This is a genomic window from Streptomyces sp. NBC_01474, from assembly GCF_035918215.1.
GTDB classification, from domain to species: domain Bacteria; phylum Actinomycetota; class Actinomycetes; order Streptomycetales; family Streptomycetaceae; genus Streptomyces; species Streptomyces aureus.
This window is the reverse complement of record NZ_CP109449.1, coordinates 6,640,959-6,656,470: the sequence shown is the minus strand read 5'-3', so window position 1 is coordinate 6,656,470 and position 15,512 is coordinate 6,640,959. Positions and strand designations below refer to the sequence as shown.

13 protein-coding genes and 1 tRNA gene are annotated in these 15,512 nt (G+C 73.0%); 9 read left to right on the top strand and 5 right to left on the bottom strand.

Annotated features, from left to right (window positions below; genetic code table 11):
* Nucleotides 1-94: 94 nt before the first annotated feature.
* Nucleotides 95-1,492, top strand: coding sequence for a tetratricopeptide repeat protein (locus tag OG758_RS30475; RefSeq protein WP_326712862.1), 1,398 nt, complete (start codon nt 95-97; stop codon nt 1,490-1,492).
* A gap of 56 nt (nt 1,493-1,548) precedes the next feature.
* Here OG758_RS30475 and OG758_RS30470 read toward each other — a convergent pair whose 3' ends face one another.
* Nucleotides 1,549-2,154, bottom strand: coding sequence for a histidine phosphatase family protein (locus tag OG758_RS30470; protein ID WP_116512838.1), 606 nt, complete (start codon nt 2,152-2,154; stop codon nt 1,549-1,551).
* A 224-nt stretch (nt 2,155-2,378) separates the two neighbouring features.
* Between OG758_RS30470 and OG758_RS30465 the strand changes: the two genes are divergently transcribed.
* The 7 genes from OG758_RS30465 (at nt 2,379) to OG758_RS30435 (ending at nt 8,728) form a co-directional block, all read left to right on the top strand.
* Nucleotides 2,379-3,392, top strand: a complete 1,014-nt coding sequence (locus tag OG758_RS30465; RefSeq protein WP_326712861.1) for a phosphatase PAP2 family protein — start codon at nt 2,379-2,381, stop codon at nt 3,390-3,392.
* Nucleotides 3,304-4,494, top strand: coding sequence for a hypothetical protein (locus OG758_RS30460; protein ID WP_442810357.1), 1,191 nt, complete (start codon nt 3,304-3,306; stop codon nt 4,492-4,494). Before OG758_RS30465 ends, OG758_RS30460 begins: the two co-directional genes overlap by 89 nt.
* Entirely contained in the window at nt 4,485-6,083 is a 1,599-nt protein-coding gene (locus OG758_RS30455) for a hypothetical protein (protein ID WP_326712860.1), read from the top strand. Before OG758_RS30460 ends, OG758_RS30455 begins: the two co-directional genes overlap by 10 nt.
* The gene (locus OG758_RS30450) at nt 6,080-7,456 is read left to right on the top strand and encodes an AAA domain-containing protein (protein ID WP_326712859.1); all 1,377 of its coding nucleotides are present in this window, start codon (nt 6,080-6,082) and stop codon (nt 7,454-7,456) included. The genes OG758_RS30455 and OG758_RS30450 overlap by 4 nt, the downstream gene beginning before the upstream one ends.
* A 91-nt stretch (nt 7,457-7,547) precedes the next feature.
* Nucleotides 7,548-7,901 carry a hypothetical protein gene (locus OG758_RS30445; protein ID WP_326712858.1) on the top strand — a complete coding sequence of 118 codons (354 nt, stop codon included), beginning with the start codon at nt 7,548-7,550 and terminating at the stop codon, nt 7,899-7,901.
* 136 nt (nt 7,902-8,037) lie between these two features.
* Nucleotides 8,038-8,664 (top strand): bifunctional DNA primase/polymerase, encoded by a 627-nt coding sequence (locus OG758_RS30440; protein ID WP_326712857.1) that lies wholly within the window; start codon nt 8,038-8,040, stop codon nt 8,662-8,664.
* Nucleotides 8,655-8,728 (top strand) — tRNA-Lys (locus OG758_RS30435). The genes OG758_RS30440 and OG758_RS30435 overlap by 10 nt, the downstream gene beginning before the upstream one ends.
* Nucleotides 8,729-9,001: 273 nt before the next feature.
* Here the strand turns inward: OG758_RS30435 and OG758_RS30430 are convergent.
* On the bottom strand, nt 9,002-10,303 hold the full coding sequence (locus OG758_RS30430; RefSeq protein ID WP_326712856.1) for a M6 family metalloprotease domain-containing protein: 1,302 nt from the start codon (nt 10,301-10,303) through the stop codon (nt 9,002-9,004).
* A 337-nt stretch (nt 10,304-10,640) separates the two neighbouring features.
* On the opposite strand from OG758_RS30430, the gene OG758_RS30425 reads away from it, so the two are divergent.
* Nucleotides 10,641-12,548, top strand: coding sequence for a putative bifunctional diguanylate cyclase/phosphodiesterase (locus OG758_RS30425; protein ID WP_372562514.1), 1,908 nt, complete (start codon nt 10,641-10,643; stop codon nt 12,546-12,548).
* 73 nt (nt 12,549-12,621) lie between these two features.
* Here the strand turns inward: OG758_RS30425 and OG758_RS30420 are convergent, their stop codons facing one another.
* From OG758_RS30420 to OG758_RS30410, 3 genes are all read right to left on the bottom strand, one after another.
* Nucleotides 12,622-13,713, bottom strand: coding sequence for an LLM class flavin-dependent oxidoreductase (locus OG758_RS30420; RefSeq protein WP_326712855.1), 1,092 nt, complete (start codon nt 13,711-13,713; stop codon nt 12,622-12,624).
* Nucleotides 13,714-13,810: 97 nt separating this feature from the next.
* Nucleotides 13,811-14,542, bottom strand: coding sequence for a maleate cis-trans isomerase family protein (locus tag OG758_RS30415; protein ID WP_326712854.1), 732 nt, complete (start codon nt 14,540-14,542; stop codon nt 13,811-13,813).
* Nucleotides 14,539-15,357 (bottom strand): maleate cis-trans isomerase family protein, encoded by an 819-nt coding sequence (locus OG758_RS30410; RefSeq protein WP_266563941.1) that lies wholly within the window; start codon nt 15,355-15,357, stop codon nt 14,539-14,541. Before OG758_RS30410 ends, OG758_RS30415 begins: the two co-directional genes overlap by 4 nt.
* Between the last annotated feature and the right edge of the window lie 155 nt (nt 15,358-15,512).

Sequence of the window (15,512 nt, the reverse complement as noted above, 5' to 3'; positions counted from 1 at the left end):
ACCTTCGTGCCCCGTCGGAACAGGGGTTGCACCAGGGCTCACAGAGACCCAACTCCCCGGTGATCCGGCACGGTTCGCACGAGAGGGCCCGGTCATGACGCCGTCACCGGTGGCATCGTCAGCGCAGTCCCCGCGGCCGAATCTCGCCTTCAGGCGGCTGCGTGGGCAGCGCTCTCCGGGCGAGTTCGCGGCCGCGGTGCGACGCGCCGCCCGGGAGATCGGCGAGCGGGTCAGCTGCGACGCGCGCTACATCGGACGGGTGGAGGCCGGCGAGATCCGCTGTCCCAACTACGCGTACGAGCGGGTGTTCCTGCACATGTTCCCCGGCCGCTCGCTCACGGATCTGGGGTTCGCGCCCCGCTCCGCCGTACGCGGCCGGGCGGCACGCCCCGCGGAGCCCGTACCCCTCGCGCACACCGAGTTCGAGTTCCCGCACCACGACGAGGAGAGCGACGTGCGGCGTCGCGCATTCATGACCGGAGGGACGGCCACCGTGGCCATCGCCTCCCTGGCGCCCTTCGGCATCGCGGCCGACGGCACGGCAGCCCATGCGGCGAAGTCAACCGCCTCGGGCCACGGCCGGCGCGCGGCGCCCGAGGCCGGTGTCGGCGCGGTCGAGGAGGCCATCCGCCGGATCCGGCTGCTCGACGACCGGCACGGCGCCGACGGGCTCTACAAGAGGGCCGCGGCCCCGCTGCGTACGGCGTTCGCGCTGCTCGACGCGGGGACGGCGGCGCCCGGCACGGCCGAGCGGCTCCAGGCCGGGGCGGGTGAACTGGCCATCTCCGTAGGCTGGTTGGCGCACGACTCGGGCCGCTTCGACGACGCGCGCTCGCACTACGCGGAGGCGCTGGCCACCGCGCGCGTGGCGGGCGACCCGGCGCTGGAGGCGCACGCGTTCTGCAACACGGCGTTCCTGGCGCGGGACGCGGGGCGGCCGAGGGAGGCGGTGCGGGCGGCGCAGGCGGCCACGCGCGTCGCCTCCCAGCTGGCGTCGCCGCGACTGCTCTCACTGCTCGCGCTGCGCGAGGCGGGCGGCTGGGCGGGGCTCGGCGACCGTACGGGGTGTGAGCGGGCGCTGGCCCGGGCGCAGGCCCTCTTCGCGCGCGGGCGGTCGGACGACGACCCGGAGTGGATGACGTTCTACGGCGAGGCCGAGCTGGAGGGCCTGGAGGCGCAGTGCTACTCGGCGCTCGGCGACTGGACGCGCGCCGCCCGGCACGCGCGTCGCGCCGCGGCTCTCCAGGACCCGCACTTCACCCGGAACATCGCCCTGTACACGGCGGAGCTGGCCGACGACCTTGCGCGCGCGGGCCAGCCCGACGAGGCCGCGTCCGCGGGGATGCGGGTCCTGCACCTGCTGACCGAGGTCCAGTCGTCGCGCATCCAGTCGATGCTGGCGACCACCGCGCGCGTGCTTCTTCCGCACCGCAGGGCGTCGGGCGTCTCGGCGTTCCTGGAGCAGCACGCGTCGGCGCCGCGCACGGTGTGAGCGCCTCCGGCGCCTCCAGGACTCCTGCTAGCCCGGCCCGATCCGGACGAAAGGCCCTAGCCCTCGTGGCCCGCGAGGTGGCCGATGTCGTTCCACGACTCGATCGCCGGTTCGCCGTAGGCCCAGCCGAGGACCGACAGGGACGTCGGGTTGAGGCGGATGCGGGCCGCGAAGTCCAGCGGGAGGCCCAGCCAGCGGGCGCCGATGGAGCGCAGCATGTGGCCGTGCGCGAAGACCAGGGCGTCGCGGTTCTCGGATCTGGCCCAGGCGACGACCTCGTCGGCGCGGGCGGTCATCTGCTCCAGGGTCTCGCCCTCGGGGACGCCGTCGCGCCAGATGAACCAGCCGGGGCGCCGCTCCTGGATCTGGGCGGGGGTCAGTCCCTCGTACGCGCCGTAGTCCCACTCCATGAGCGCGTCCCACTCCGTGGCGCGGTCGCCGAAGCCGGCGAGTTCGCAGGTCTCGCGCGCGCGGGAGAGCGGGCTGGTGCGGACCTCGGCGCCGGGGAGTCCGTCGAGGGGCGCCCGGTGCAGGCGTTCGCCGAGGAGTTTCGCGCCGCGCCGTCCCTCTTCGAGGAGGGGGATGTCGGTCCTGCCGGTGTGCCGCCCGGACAGTGACCATTCCGTCTGTCCATGCCGGGCCAACAGGATGCGCGGTGCCATGGGTGACCTTTCCGAGGGCGGGTGAAAAGGGCCGCCATGTACCGATAAGTCAGGCCAGGCGCGCCCGCTCGTTCCATCATCGCTCACCCAGGATTCAGGCAACCCACCGGGCGATCGTTGCGTCTTCGTGGGTCGGAGGCGCCCCTTCCAGGCGGACACATACACCGTAAAGTGGTCCACGTGGCCACGGGCCGCCGTACAGGGAGTTAAGGGGGAGCGGCCCGATGTCGCAGACCGAGGCACCGTCCACTGCGGCGACAGGCGACCGGCTGCGCCGGTGGACCGAACTGCCGCTGATCGTGCTGGTGTACGCCGCCTATTCGGCGGGCCGGCTCATGGTGCGCGGGGACGAGGCGGGCGCCGTCGACCACGGCCTCGCGATACTCCGGGCCGAGAAGGCACTCCATCTCAACCTCGAACACCCGCTGAACCGTCTCTTCACCGCCGAGGCCTGGATCGGTGTCCCCGCCGACTTCTGGTACGCCTCACTGCACTACCTCGTCACCCCGGGCATCCTGATCTGGCTCTTCCGCAGCCGCGCCGCCCACTTCCGCGCCGCCCGGACCTGGCTGATGACCTCCACCCTGATCGGCCTGATCGGCTTCACCCTCGTACCGACCTGCCCGCCGCGCCTGCTGTCCCCCGGCCACGGCTTCGTCGACACCATGGCCCAGTACAGCTCGTGGGGCTGGTGGGGCGGCGAGGCGAGCGCCCCGCGCGGGCTCGGCGGCATGACCAACCAGTACGCGGCGATGCCCAGCCTGCACGTCGGCTGGGCGATGTGGTGCGGGGTCATGCTGTGGCGCCACGGCCGTACGCCGCTGGTCAGGGCGGCCGGCATCGCCTACCCGCTGATCACCGCCTTCGTGGTGATGGGCACCGCGAACCACTACTTCCTCGACGCGCTCGCCGGGGCCGCCGTGATGGGCCTCGGATTCCTGGTGAGCCGGCGCGTGGTGCGGACCGCGGACCTCGTACGGGCCCGGGTGCGCAGCGCGCCCGTGGCCGGTTCCGCACGGCCCGGCCGCACCTCTCCCGCCCCGGCCTCCACGGCGGCGTCCTCGATTGTCAGTGGGGAGTGCCAGACTTCGGCGGGTGAGCGAATTCCCCGACAGCGCAAGGTCAGTGCAGGACCGGGCGGCGGCCCGGGTGCCCGCTCCTCCGACGCGGGGGGCGGCACTGCGGATTGGGGCCTCCCCTGCTCGAGCGAAGCCGAGAGTTTGGGGAAAGCTCGCTGAGCTGCGTGGCAGTGACATACCGCCACGGGCGCTCGACGCGCGGGCGCTGGCCGCGCTCGCGGCGAACCCCGGGTGCCGGCGGCGCGCGCTGCTCGACGGGGCGGGTGTCGACAAGGCGCGGCTCGCGGACGCGCTCGGGGCGCCGTCCGGATTCGGCCAGTCGCAGTTCGCGTTCATGCGGGGGAACGCGTTCGAGGCGAAGGTCAAGGCCGACGGGGGCACGGAGCTGCTCCGGCTCGTGCACGAGCGCATGGGCGGCGGCCCGGAGCCGGTGCCGGGCGAGGCCCGTACGCCGGATCTGACGGCGGTCGGGCCCGAGGGCCGCACCGCCCGTACGGCGCTCGCGCTGCGCGAGGCGACGGCGGAAGCGACCGCCTCCGGCGCCTGGACGTTCCTGGAGCACCCCATGCTCGCCCTGGACGTCGCGGGCACCCCGGCCTTCCTCGAACCGGACGCGGTGGTCGTGCACCCCGACGGGACGTGGACGGTCGTCGAGATCAAGTCCTTCCCGATGATCGACGGCAGCGCGGACGCGGCGAAGGTCGGCGCAGCGGCCCGCCAGGCCGCGGTGTACGTGCTGGCCCTTGAGCGGGTCGCCGGGCACCTGGACCCGGCGCCCGAGGTCAGGCACCGGATCCTGCTCGTCTGCCCCAAGGACTTCAGCAACCTTCCGGCGGCGTCCGCCGTCGACGTACCCAAGCAGCTGTCGGTGACGCGGCGGCAGTTGGAGCGGCTCACCCGCATCGAGGACATCGCGGACGCGCTGCCCGAGGGCACCTGCTTCGACGTCACGCTGCCCGTGGACGAGCTGACGGAGGCGGTCGAGTCGGTGCCGGCGACGTACGCGCCGGAGTGCCTGGCCGCGTGCGAGCTGGCGTTCCACTGCCGCGACCGGGCCCGCGAGGAGGGCGCGGTCACCGCGCTCGGCCGCGGCCTGCGGGCCGAACTGGGCGGTCTGACCACGGTCGACGAGGTCCTCTCCGCCGCCCATGGCCACTCCGGCGACCCGCTGGACCCGGCGGTCGCCGCCCTGCGCCGGGCGGCCCGGCTGCGCGCCGAGGCGCTCGGCGCGCGGGGAGAGGCGGCGCCGGCATGCCGCTGATCAACGATCTGGCCCGCCTGGAGGCCGTGCAGAGCGGGCGCGCCCAGCCGGTCGCGACCGTGCGGCACCGCCGTCTGTCGCAGCGCCCCCTCGTCCTCGTCCCGCTCATCACGGCCGGTGAGGCGGGCGCCCCGCTCGGCGCGCTCGTCGGCACGGAGCGCACCTCGCCCCGGCTCCTCGTGGTGCCCCAGCCACGCGACCGGGACCTGCGCTTCGCCTTCCTCGCCGAGCTGGCAGGGATCGTCCTGCCGTACGTCGACGGGTTCGCGGCCGACGTCGAGGCCGCCGAGCGCGCCGAGACGGACCCCACGACCGGCAAGCGGGTCAAGGTGGAGGTCGAGCTGTGCGCGGACGCGCCGCAGCTGATCCTGCCGAGCCGCTCCGGCATCGAGTTCGTACGGCTTCTGGGGCGCTCGATGCGGTTCCGCCGCACCGCCGAGCAGGAGCCCGAGGCGCCCTATCCCGCGCCGCCCCACGTCCCGCTCCTGGGCCGCTGGCTGACGCACTTCGGGGAGCGGGCCAGGGTTCCCGGCTCCGCGCTGCTGCTCGCCATGACGGACCTGCTGTCCCGGCACTGGGCGACGGGCCAGTCCACCCTGGAGGACCAGCACCTGGGCGCGCTGCTCGCCTGGATCGAGGCCCCGGAGGGCACGTCGGGCGCCGAGGCCGCGCTCCGCGCCGAGCTGGCCCGGGACAAGGACGGCCAGCTCGTCTGCCCGCCCGCGGGCCCGGCCACCGACCCCGCGTTCGACAACAAGCTGCTGGCGCCCGCGATCGAGCGCTACGACAAGGCCCGCACCCTGCTGGCCGCCGCCGAGGACGGCATCGAGGCGGACGCGAGGCTGGCCGCGCTGACGGCGGCCGAGCGCGAGATCCACGCGCTCGTCGAGAGCCGGACCCGGCCCACCTGGGACGCGGTGTGGCGCGGCCTGGACGCGCTGTGCACGCTCCCCGAGGGGCCGCGCGCAGCGGAGCGCTGGACGCGCGACCGCTGGTCGTTCACCGGCCACCGGGACCGCGTGGCCGCGGGCGAGCCGCCACAGCCGCGCCGCGACGACGCGGTGACGGCGGCCAACAAGCTGGCGACGCGCGAGCGCGAGCAGGCCAGGCTGGACGCGCAGGAGGCGCTCGACGACCCGCTGGTCATGGCGGGCCGCAGGCTCACCGGGGAGGCGTTCGCGGGCGAGGTGACCGAGTCGGTGCCGGCGTACAACGAGAGGAACCGGCCGCGCCCCCTGATCACCGTCCGCACCGACGACGTGCCGCATCTCGGCGAGCGCACGAAGGTGTACCGCTCGCTCGACGGCAAGCCGCAGGCCGCGGAGTTCGTGTCGTACGACGCCGGGGGCGGGGTCGTCCTGCGCGTCCTGGACAAGATGGGCCGCGGCAAGGAGCCGGAGCCTGGATCCGTCCCGGAGAAGGGTGACCAGGTGTGCTTCACGCTCTTCGAGCACGAGCAGCGGGGCGGCCCGAAGCTGCCGGACCCGGAGGAGACGCCGTGGACACACGGCGGTCCGCCGCGCATGGACGGCTCGGGTGCGCCGGTGCCCGAGGCGCCGGACGCCGTGACCACGGAGGATCTGCTGTGACGGCCGCACCGCATCAGCGAGGCCGCTCCGGCACGAGCAGCGACGCCCCGTTCGACCCGGGGGCGGCGGCCGGCCGCGCCACCGCCGCGATCCTCCACGACACCCTGCACGGCACGGCCCGCGGCACCGTCGTGGACTCCCCGCCCGGCGCCGGGAAGTCGACACTCGTGGTGCGGGCCGCGCTCGAACTGGCGGAGGCGGGACGCCCGTTGATGGTCATCGCCCAGACGAACGCGCAGGTCGACGACCTCGTCCTGCGCCTCGCCGAGAAGAACCCCGAGCTGCCCGTCGGGCGCCTGCACAGCAGCGACCCCGACCCGTACGACAAGGCACTCGACGACCTGGTCAACGTGCGCAAGTCGACCAAGGCCGGTGACCTCGCGCCGCTGCCGGTCGTCATCTCGACGGCCGCGAAGTGGGCACACGTCAAGGACATCGACCCCTGGCAGCACGCCATCGTCGACGAGGCGTACCAAATGCGTTCGGACGCGCTGCTCGCTGTGGCGGGCCTGTTCGAGCGGGCGCTGTTCGTGGGCGATCCGGGCCAGCTGGACCCGTTCGCGATCGTCGGGGCCGAACAGTGGGCGGGCCTGTCGTACGACCCGTCGGCGTCCGCCGTGACGACGCTCCTGGCGCACAACCCCGAGCTGCCGCAGCACCGGCTCCCTGTCTCCTGGCGCCTCCCGGCGTCCGCCGCGCCGCTGGTCTCCGGCGCCTTCTACCCGTACACGCCGTTCCGCAGCGGTACGGACCACGGCGACCGCAGCCTGGGGTTCACGGTGGCCTCCGACGGCTCGGGCCCGGACCGGGTGATCGACGAGGCGGCGGAGTCGGGCTGGGGCCTGCTCGAACTCCCGGCCGCGCACACGCCCCGCACGGATCCCGAGGCGGTACGGGCCCTGGCCCAGGTGGTGCGGCGCCTGCTCGACCGCGGTGGCGTCACGCTCTCGGAGCGCGGCCCCGACCCGTCCCCCCTCACGGCGGACCGCATCGCGGTCGGCACGGCGCATCGCGACCAGGCGGCGGCGGTGCGCTCGGCACTCGCGGAGCTCGGCGTCACGGACGTCACCGTGGACACGGCGAACCGGCTGCAGGGCCGCGAGTTCGACGTCACGGTCGTCCTGCACCCGCTCTCGGGCCGCCCCGACGCGACAGCGTTCCACCTGGAGACCGGCCGCCTGTGCGTCCTGGCGTCCCGCCACCGCCACGCGTGCATCGTGGTCTGCCGCGCGGGCGTCCCCGACCTCCTGGACGACCACCCGTCGACGGAACCGGTCCAACTGGGAGTGACGGTGAAATTCCCGGACGGCTGGGAGGCGAATCACGCGGTACTGGCCCGCCTCACGGAACACCGGGTGGCGTGGACGCCTTGAACTGAAGAAAGGGGCGCTCTTGCGGGCCTGCGGAGAATAGAAGGTGGCCCCGGCGGCGACGGGGGCTGCACACCGTACGAGGAGGAACATCATGGCCGAGCCCGAGCGGGCCCGTACCGAGAGGCGGATGCGTCCGGCCCCGCTGCTCTTCGAGCCGGCCGAGGCCGCCGCGGACCCGGAGCACTTCTTCGACCTGGAGGCGATCGAGGACCCGCGTGCGCTGCTCGCCCGCGCCACGGAGCTGACGCACGCGTTCCGTGCCGCGACCGACCGGTCCATGGAGTTCCAGGCCATGGCGGCAGCCCAGCTCGCCGACCCGCGCCGCTTCGACCGCCTGACGGCCGCAGCGATCGCCGAGCAGGCGCAGTGGACCGAGGACTACGCGAAGAAGATGGTCGAGTTCGGCCGCGACCTGATGCGCGGGCCTGCCGAGAACGGGCCGTAGCAACGCCGCAGCGCCCACACCCGTAAAGATCATCTGGCATATGCCACGGGGCAAGATACTCCCCCCCGCCCCCTCCTGTCCCGATTTCCGGCAACCCTGGGAAGTCGCGCGCTCACGGCCGGTAGATGTAAATGCTATGAGCGCCACACATCCCCAGAACAGCACCGGCCCGCTGACCCGGTACGAGCGATTCGACATAGCGGGCGCCACCCGGGAGGGCTCCGCGTGGCTCGCGTCGGCAGGAACGCATCCACGCAGCACCCTCGCGTTCTGGGAGTCACGGCCCGGCGCCCCCGTGGTGCTGCCCTGCGGCACCGCCTTCGACGTGGTGAACGCGCCGTCGATGTTCGGGCGCCGGATGCTGGACGCGCTGTGGGAGGACGGCCCCGGCTCGGGCCCGGTCGCCGCGCGCCGCGGCCGCATGCTCCTGTTCGCGGCACCCGGCACCGCCCACCGGCTGCCCTCGCTCCTGGGGTGGGAGGAATGGGGCCCCGCCGTGCCACCTCTCCTGTGCCATGGAAGCGGTGACGCCGTGACCGTCCCGCCGCCGGCCGGAGGCACCGACCACGCCGGGGGTCCCCGCGCCGACTCACGCTGGGTGGTCGCCCCCGACACCCGCCACCCGTGGCTGCCGGGGCCCGAGGTACTGCTCTGGGCCTGCGTCCGGGCGGCCCGCGCGAGTGCCAAACCTGCGATGCGGATATCGATTTTTCCTGGCCCGGATCAGGATGCTAAGGTCTACGACGTCAGCAGGCGCCGCTAGCTCAGTTGGTTAGAGCAGCTGACTCTTAATCAGCGGGTCCGGGGTTCGAGTCCCTGGCGGCGCACAGACACAGCGAAGGCCCTCCACGCGAGTGGGGGGCCTTCGCTATCGGCGGGCCCGCCCCGACGCAGCGAAGACGGCTGGGGGTCCGGGGGTCGTCCCCCGGAAAGACACAGCATCAGCGGGTCCGGGGTTCGAGTCCCTGGCGGCGCACAGACACAGCGAAGGCCCTCCACGCGAGTGGGGGGCTTCTTATGTATGCCGGTGCGGCGGGCGCTCGGAAGACCTGCCGCTCCTCGCGACACCGGTGCGCCGGCGTGGCCACCACGACAGTCGTTCAGCCCGTCTCGACCTTGACCGTCCAAGCCCCCGACCGCGTGCGCCCCTCGACCTTCACCCGTACGTTCTCGCCCGGCACCGTGAAACTCTCGCCCACCCGTACCGGTGCGTCCGCGAGCGGCGGATAGACCGAGTCGCCGTAGCACGCGTCCGTGTCGGGGTGCGCGTCGAGCACCTGGACCGGACCGCTGCCGGAGGGGGTCTCGTTGCGCACGCGGTAGACGAGGACACCCTCGGAGCACGTCGCCGCGTCGTTGCCGTCGGCGCCGCGGGCCTCCAGAGCGATCGCGCTGTCCTCCCCGGTGCGCACGACGGCGAGCTTCGTCCCGTCGCCCACGCCGAAGGGCGGACCGTTGGTTCCGGGCGCCGCGCCCGCCCGCGCGGGTGCGGACGTCAGGGGTTCGAGGGTGAGCCGCCGGCTGCCCGTCACGCACACCACCTGCCGCCGGTCCAGCCACCCCAGCTTCCACTTGTGCCACCCGAAGAAGTCGGGTGCGAGCCCGAACTGACTGCCCATGACGTCCCAGTCACCGACATACGTGTCCCAGTCGCCCTTGCCGTCGGTCGGCCGGTGGTAGAGGTCCGGCAGGTCGAAGACGTGGCCCGTCTCGTGGGCCAGGACGTTGCGGTCCGGCGGATGCTGCTCGAAGACCGTGACGACGCGCTTGATGTCCGTACCGTCGGCGCGCATCGGATGGTCGAAGTTGACGACCTTCGTGGCGTCCGAGTCGACGCCCGGGGCATCGGGGTCGGCGACGAAGTAGACGATGTCGAACTTGCTGAAGTCGGTGTGCGGGTCGGCCGTGGCGAGGGCGTCGCGCAGATAGGCGCCACGGTGCGCGGCGTCCCAGTCGCGCTCTATGGCGTACGAGGTCGAGGCGTGCGGCATGCGGAGCCAGCGGCGCTGCGGGTGCGGGACCAGGTGGAACTTTCCGTAGGAGGCCCGCTTGTAGAAGTCGCTGGTGGCGGGGAAGTAGTCGGCCGTCAGTTCCTCGGGGGTGGTCGTCGGCCGGGAGTCGGGGAAGGAGAGGAAGACCATCACCGCGTTGAGGGTCCGGACCGGGCGCGGGTAGGCGTTGTTCCAGGTGTCGAGGCCCTCCGAGTGGTGAGCCGCCGTGCGCTCCAGCGCACAGGGACCCGCGTACGGGGCGGCGATCGCGGGGCCTGCGACCAGGGACGTGGCGGCCATGGCGGTGAGCGCGGTGAGGGCCGCACCGACGGAGCGCAGGCGGGGCCTCTCCACTCCACCGGGTGGCAGCGGACGCGGCAAGTCGACCTCCGGATGGGGAAAGCGGGACACCCAACCCAGAGTGTGGGGATTTGTAGTACTTCGCCCTGTTTATCTGGCCCGGTCGGGTGAGGGGGCGACACCCCGGTCAGTCACAGAACGTCACGCGTGATCGCGGGAGGCCAGAAGCAGTGCCAGAGACGAGCAGAAACGATCTGCCGGCCACCCCGGGATGCCGCCGAACCGGCGGATCGGGCGGGCAAGGCTGGCTCGCGCCTCGGGGCTGCCTCTATGATCGGCACACTTTCCTGCGCGGGCCCGGCTGCGAAGGCCGTTCGCCACCCAGACTGTGATGACCCGGGAGCAACCCTCCCGGACCCCCGGAACGACTGCACTGCGGGAGCGAGCGGTGAGCGGAATGTCCGAAGGGCCGATGACCGCGGCCGACGCGGCACCCGACTCCACCCGCCGCGCCGTCACGGAGAGTTCCGCAGCAGTGGCGGCGCCCCCGCACGCCCCCGCCCCCGACTCCGTACGCACGGGCCCGGACGCCCGGGTCCACGAGGCGCTCGGTGTCGAACCCCCTCCCCCGCCGGCGTCCCCGCCCGCGCCCTACCTCTCGGCCTTCCTCGCCGCACCCCTCGCCCTGGCCGTCGTGGACCGCCGGGGCCAGGTGGTCACCGCGAACGCCGCGCTCGCCGTGATGCTCGGCGTGGAGGACCCGGGCCGGCTGACCGGGCTCACGGCGGCGGAGCTGGTGGACCTGGCGTCCGACTCCCGCACCTGGCACACGTACCAAGAGGTGCTGCGCGGGCGGCAGGCGCGGCTGACGTGCACCCGCAGGATCAAGCACCCCGACGGGCACTCCGTGTGGGTGCAGGTCACCGTCTCGCCGGTGCCGGGCGGCCGTACGGTGCTGCTCTCCCTCACCGACATCAGCGCCCGCCGTGAACTCCAGGCGCGGCTGCGGCACTTGCAGATGCACGACCCGGTGACCCGGCTGCCGAACCGCACGCTGTTCTTCGAGCGGCTCTCCGCCGCGCTGGAGGCGGGCGCGTACGACGGGGCGGGCAGCGGCCGGATCGGGCTGTGCTACCTCGACCTCGACGGGTTCAAGGCGGTCAACGACACGCTCGGGCACGGCATCGGGGACCGGCTGCTCGCCGCCGTCGCCGAGCGCCTGACGCGCTGCGCCGACCGGATCGGCTACGGCCGGGGAGCCGCGGCGCCGCTGGTCGCACGGCTCGGCGGCGACGAGTTCGCGCTGCTCGTGGAGGACTCGGCCGGTACGGAACAGCTTGCGGGGCTCGCCGAATCGGTGCTCCGCGCGGTCCAGGAGCCGTTCGACCTGTCAGGGCAGCGGCTCGCCGTGTCGGCCTCGATCGGGGTCGTGGAGCGGCACATGGAGGGCACGACGGCGACGGGCCTGATGCAGGCCGCGGACACCACGCTGTACTGGGCGAAGGCCGATGGCAAGGCGCGCTGGACCCTCTTCGACCCGGAGCGCAACGCGCACCGGATGACCCGCCAGGCCCTGTCGTCGGGCCTGCGTCCCGCGGTGGAGCGCGGCGAGTTCGTCCTCGAGTACCAGCCCCTGGTGAATCTGGGCGACGGGGTGCTGCGCGGCGTCGAGGCGCTCGTGCGCTGGGATCACCCCCAGTTCGGAATGCTCACGCCGAATCGGTTCATCGGACTGGCCGAGGAGGACGGATCGATCGTGCAGCTGGGCCGGTGGATCCTGCGCACGGCGTGCCGGCAGGCGCGCAGCTGGCAGCTGGAGCACCCCGAGGCCCCGCCGGTCTACGTGAGCGTGAACGTGGCGGTGCGTCAGGTGTGGGACTCGGACCTGGTGGCGGATGTCGCCGAGGTCCTCGCGGAGACCGGACTCGCCCCGGAACTCCTCCAGTTGGAGCTGACGGAGTCGGCGGTGATGGGCTCGGCGGGCCGCCCCCTCCAGGCCCTGCAGTCGCTCAGCGACATGGGCGTGCACATCGCCATCGACGACTTCGGCACCGGCTACTCGAACCTCGCGTATCTGAGCAGGCTCCCGGTGTCGGTCCTGAAGCTGGACGGCTCGTTCGTGCGCGGATTCCAGTACGACGACGGGGGCGAGCACGCGACACCGGCGGACGCCGTCATCGTCGAGGCCATGGTGCAGCTCGCGCACCGGCTCGGTCTCACGGTCACCGCGGAGTGCGTGGAAACGGCGGCGCAGGCGGCGCGCCTGCGCCAGATCGGCTGCGACACGGGGCAGGGCTGGCTGTACTCACGCCCGGTGGCGCCGGATCGTATCTCCGCGCTGCTGACGGCTTCCTGACGGCTTCGCCGACGGTTGTGAGAGACCGGGGGTGCCGCCTCCCCGAGCGAGGCGGCACCCCCGGTCGGCCGGGTCAGCCGAGCGGCAGCCCGTACGCGTCGGCGACGAGTTCGTAACTGCGGAGGCGGATCTCGGCGGTGTGGGCGTTGGCGGTGAGCATCAGCTCGTCGGCGCCGGTGCGCTTCTGGAGGTCGTCGAGGCCCGCGCGGACCTCGTCGGCGGTGCCGTGGATGACGTTCGAGTTCCAGCTGTCGACGAACTCCCGCTCCATCGGGCTGAATTCGTAGGTCTCCGCCTCCTCGGGGGTCGGGACGAGGCCGGGGCGGCCGGTGCGCAGGCGGACCATGTTGAGGGCGGCCGCGAGGACCTGGCGGCGGGCCTCCCTCTCCTCGTCCGCGGCGAGCGCGGAGACGCCGATGAGGGCGTACGGGGAGGACAGGACCGCGGACGGCTTGAAGGACTCGCGGTAGAGGTCGAGGGCCGGGACCGTGTTCTGCGCGGAGAAGTGGTGCGCGAACGCGAAGGGCAGGCCGAGGACACCGGCGAGGCGGGCGCTGAAGCCGGAGGAGCCGAGGAGCCAGATCGGCGGGCGGTGCGGGGACTGCACGCCGCCGGGGGACGTGGCCTGGACCGGGCCCGGGACCGCGTGGATGCGGGCGTAGGGGTGGCCGTCCGGGAAGTCGTCGTCGAGGAACCGGGTCAGCTCGGCGAGCTGCTGGGGGAAGTCGTCGGCGCCCTCGTTGAGCCTGTCGGTGCGGCGCAGGGCGGCGGCCGTCGCGCCGTCGGTGCCGGGGGCGCGGCCGAGGCCGAGGTCGATACGGCCCGGGGCCATCGCCTCCAGGGTGCCGAACTGCTCGGCGATGACCAGGGGCGCGTGGTTGGGCAGCATGACGCCGCCCGAGCCGAGGCGGATGCGCTCGGTGTGGGCGGCGAGATGCGCCAGGATCACGGCCGGGGACGAGGACGCCACGCCCGGCATGGAGTGGTGTTCGGCGACCCAGTAGCGGTTGAAGCCGCGGTTCTCGGCGAGCTTGGCGATCTGGACACTGGTCCGCAGGGCGTCGGTGGCGGTGCGGCCGGCGCCCACGGTCACCAGATCGAGGACCGAGAGGGGCACGGGGGCGGTGCCCTGGGCGGTTGCCCGGATCTCGTCGTTACCGGCCACGGAGTCCTCCTGTAAGTACGGTGCTGTCTGCGCCCGGTCTTAACGGAGGATGGCTCCGGTTTATTCCGGACGCCCTGTTCCGAAGGCCTGACGAGGATCACATCTGCACCAGCGGCTCCTTGGTGAAGAGCGCGCCGAGCGCCGGTGCGTTCACCCGTCGCCCCGCAAGCCGCAGTGCCTCCCACACGGTGACCTGGTTGGCCGTCAGCACGGGCTTGCCCAGCTCCTGCTCCAGGTCACGGACGTAGGCCGCCGTGTGCAGGGCCGTGTCCGGCAGGAGCAGCGCCTGCGCGTCCGCGTGATCGCCGGCCTCCGCCATCGCCCTGACCTCCGGCCACCCCCAGGTGCCGACCTCGGCCGCCGTGACGATGCCGCTGCCGCGCACCGAGACGACCTCGATGCCCGCCGCCTTCAGGAACGTGCGGAAGTGCTCCGCCACGTCCTCCGGATACGTCGCCGCGACCGCGACGCTGCGCGCGCCGACCTCGCCCACGGCGTGGGCGAACGCGAACGACGTACTGGAGGCGGGCAGGCCCGCGGTTCTGGCCAGGTCCCGCACCTGTTCGTGCGCGCCCTCCCAGCCCCGGACGAAGCTGCCGCTGGTGCACGCCCAGACGACCGCCTCGGCGCCGGACAGGCGCAGCTCCTCGACACCGGCGGCGAGCCGCTGCGGGGAGCCCATCTCGATCAGCGCGTCGACCCGGTGCGCGTCCTCACCGATGTCGGTGTGGACGAGCGGCAGCCTCACATCGCTGTCGATCAGCATCTCGATACGCGGATAGTCGTCCTCGGCCGAGTGTCCCGGGTAGAGAAATCCGACTGCGGTCATGCCCACCCTTCCTGTTCTTCCGGCAGCTCATGGGCCGGTTCCTGCGGCATCTGCGGCAGCTCGGGGGCCGGCCAGTGGCGCGCCGACTCGTCGAGCAGCGCCTGATACGGCCCCACGGCACGGGTACCCAGCCTGCGCAGCGCTGCCCACACCGTGACCTGATTGGCTGAGATCACCGGGATCCGCAGCTCGGCCTCCAGCTGCGGGATGACGTCGTACGTCGGCAGGTTCGTGCAGCTGATGAACAGCGCGTCGGCGTCCAGGCGGGCCGCGCCCCTGGCCATGTCGGCCACGTCCCGGTACGGAACCTTCCAGATGTGCCGGGTCAGGCCGAGGAAGGCGCGGCCCGTGACGGTGATGCCGGCCTCGGCCAGATACTCCTCCAGCGACTCGGTCACCGACCGCGTGTACGGCGTGACCAGGGCGATACGGCGGGCGCCCAGCTCGGCGAGCGCTTCGAGGAGCGCGCCCGACGTGGTGACGGAGGGGCGTTCGCCCGACCGGAACATGGCCTCGCACATGGCGCGTTCGCCGGCGATGCCGCCGACGAAGCTGCCCGACGTACAGGCGTACGCGAGGACCTCGGGTTCGGCGGCGCTCAGCGCGCGCACCGCCTCGCCGAGGGTCTCGTGCTCACTGACCAGACGGGCCAGGTCGAGGCTGACCTCGACGGGCACGTACGGCGTACGGGTGAGGTGCAGTGACACCTCGTCCGGAACCCAGCGCCACAGTTCGCGGTCGAGGGCGAAGTCGAAGGGTGCGACGACACCGACACCGCGTTGCGGGTGTGGTCCGCCGAGGAAGGAGACGTCCATGAGCAGGCCCCAAGTCTCTTGAGACGTACGAGACGATGCAGCGGAGAGCCGGCCGTCGGGCCGGGACGTCGGGACAGGGCTGGGCAACGGAAAAGTGCCTCTGTTGACGAAGGTAGGTTCGGGTGCCAGCGTGGTCAATCCGCACTTTTTCCTAC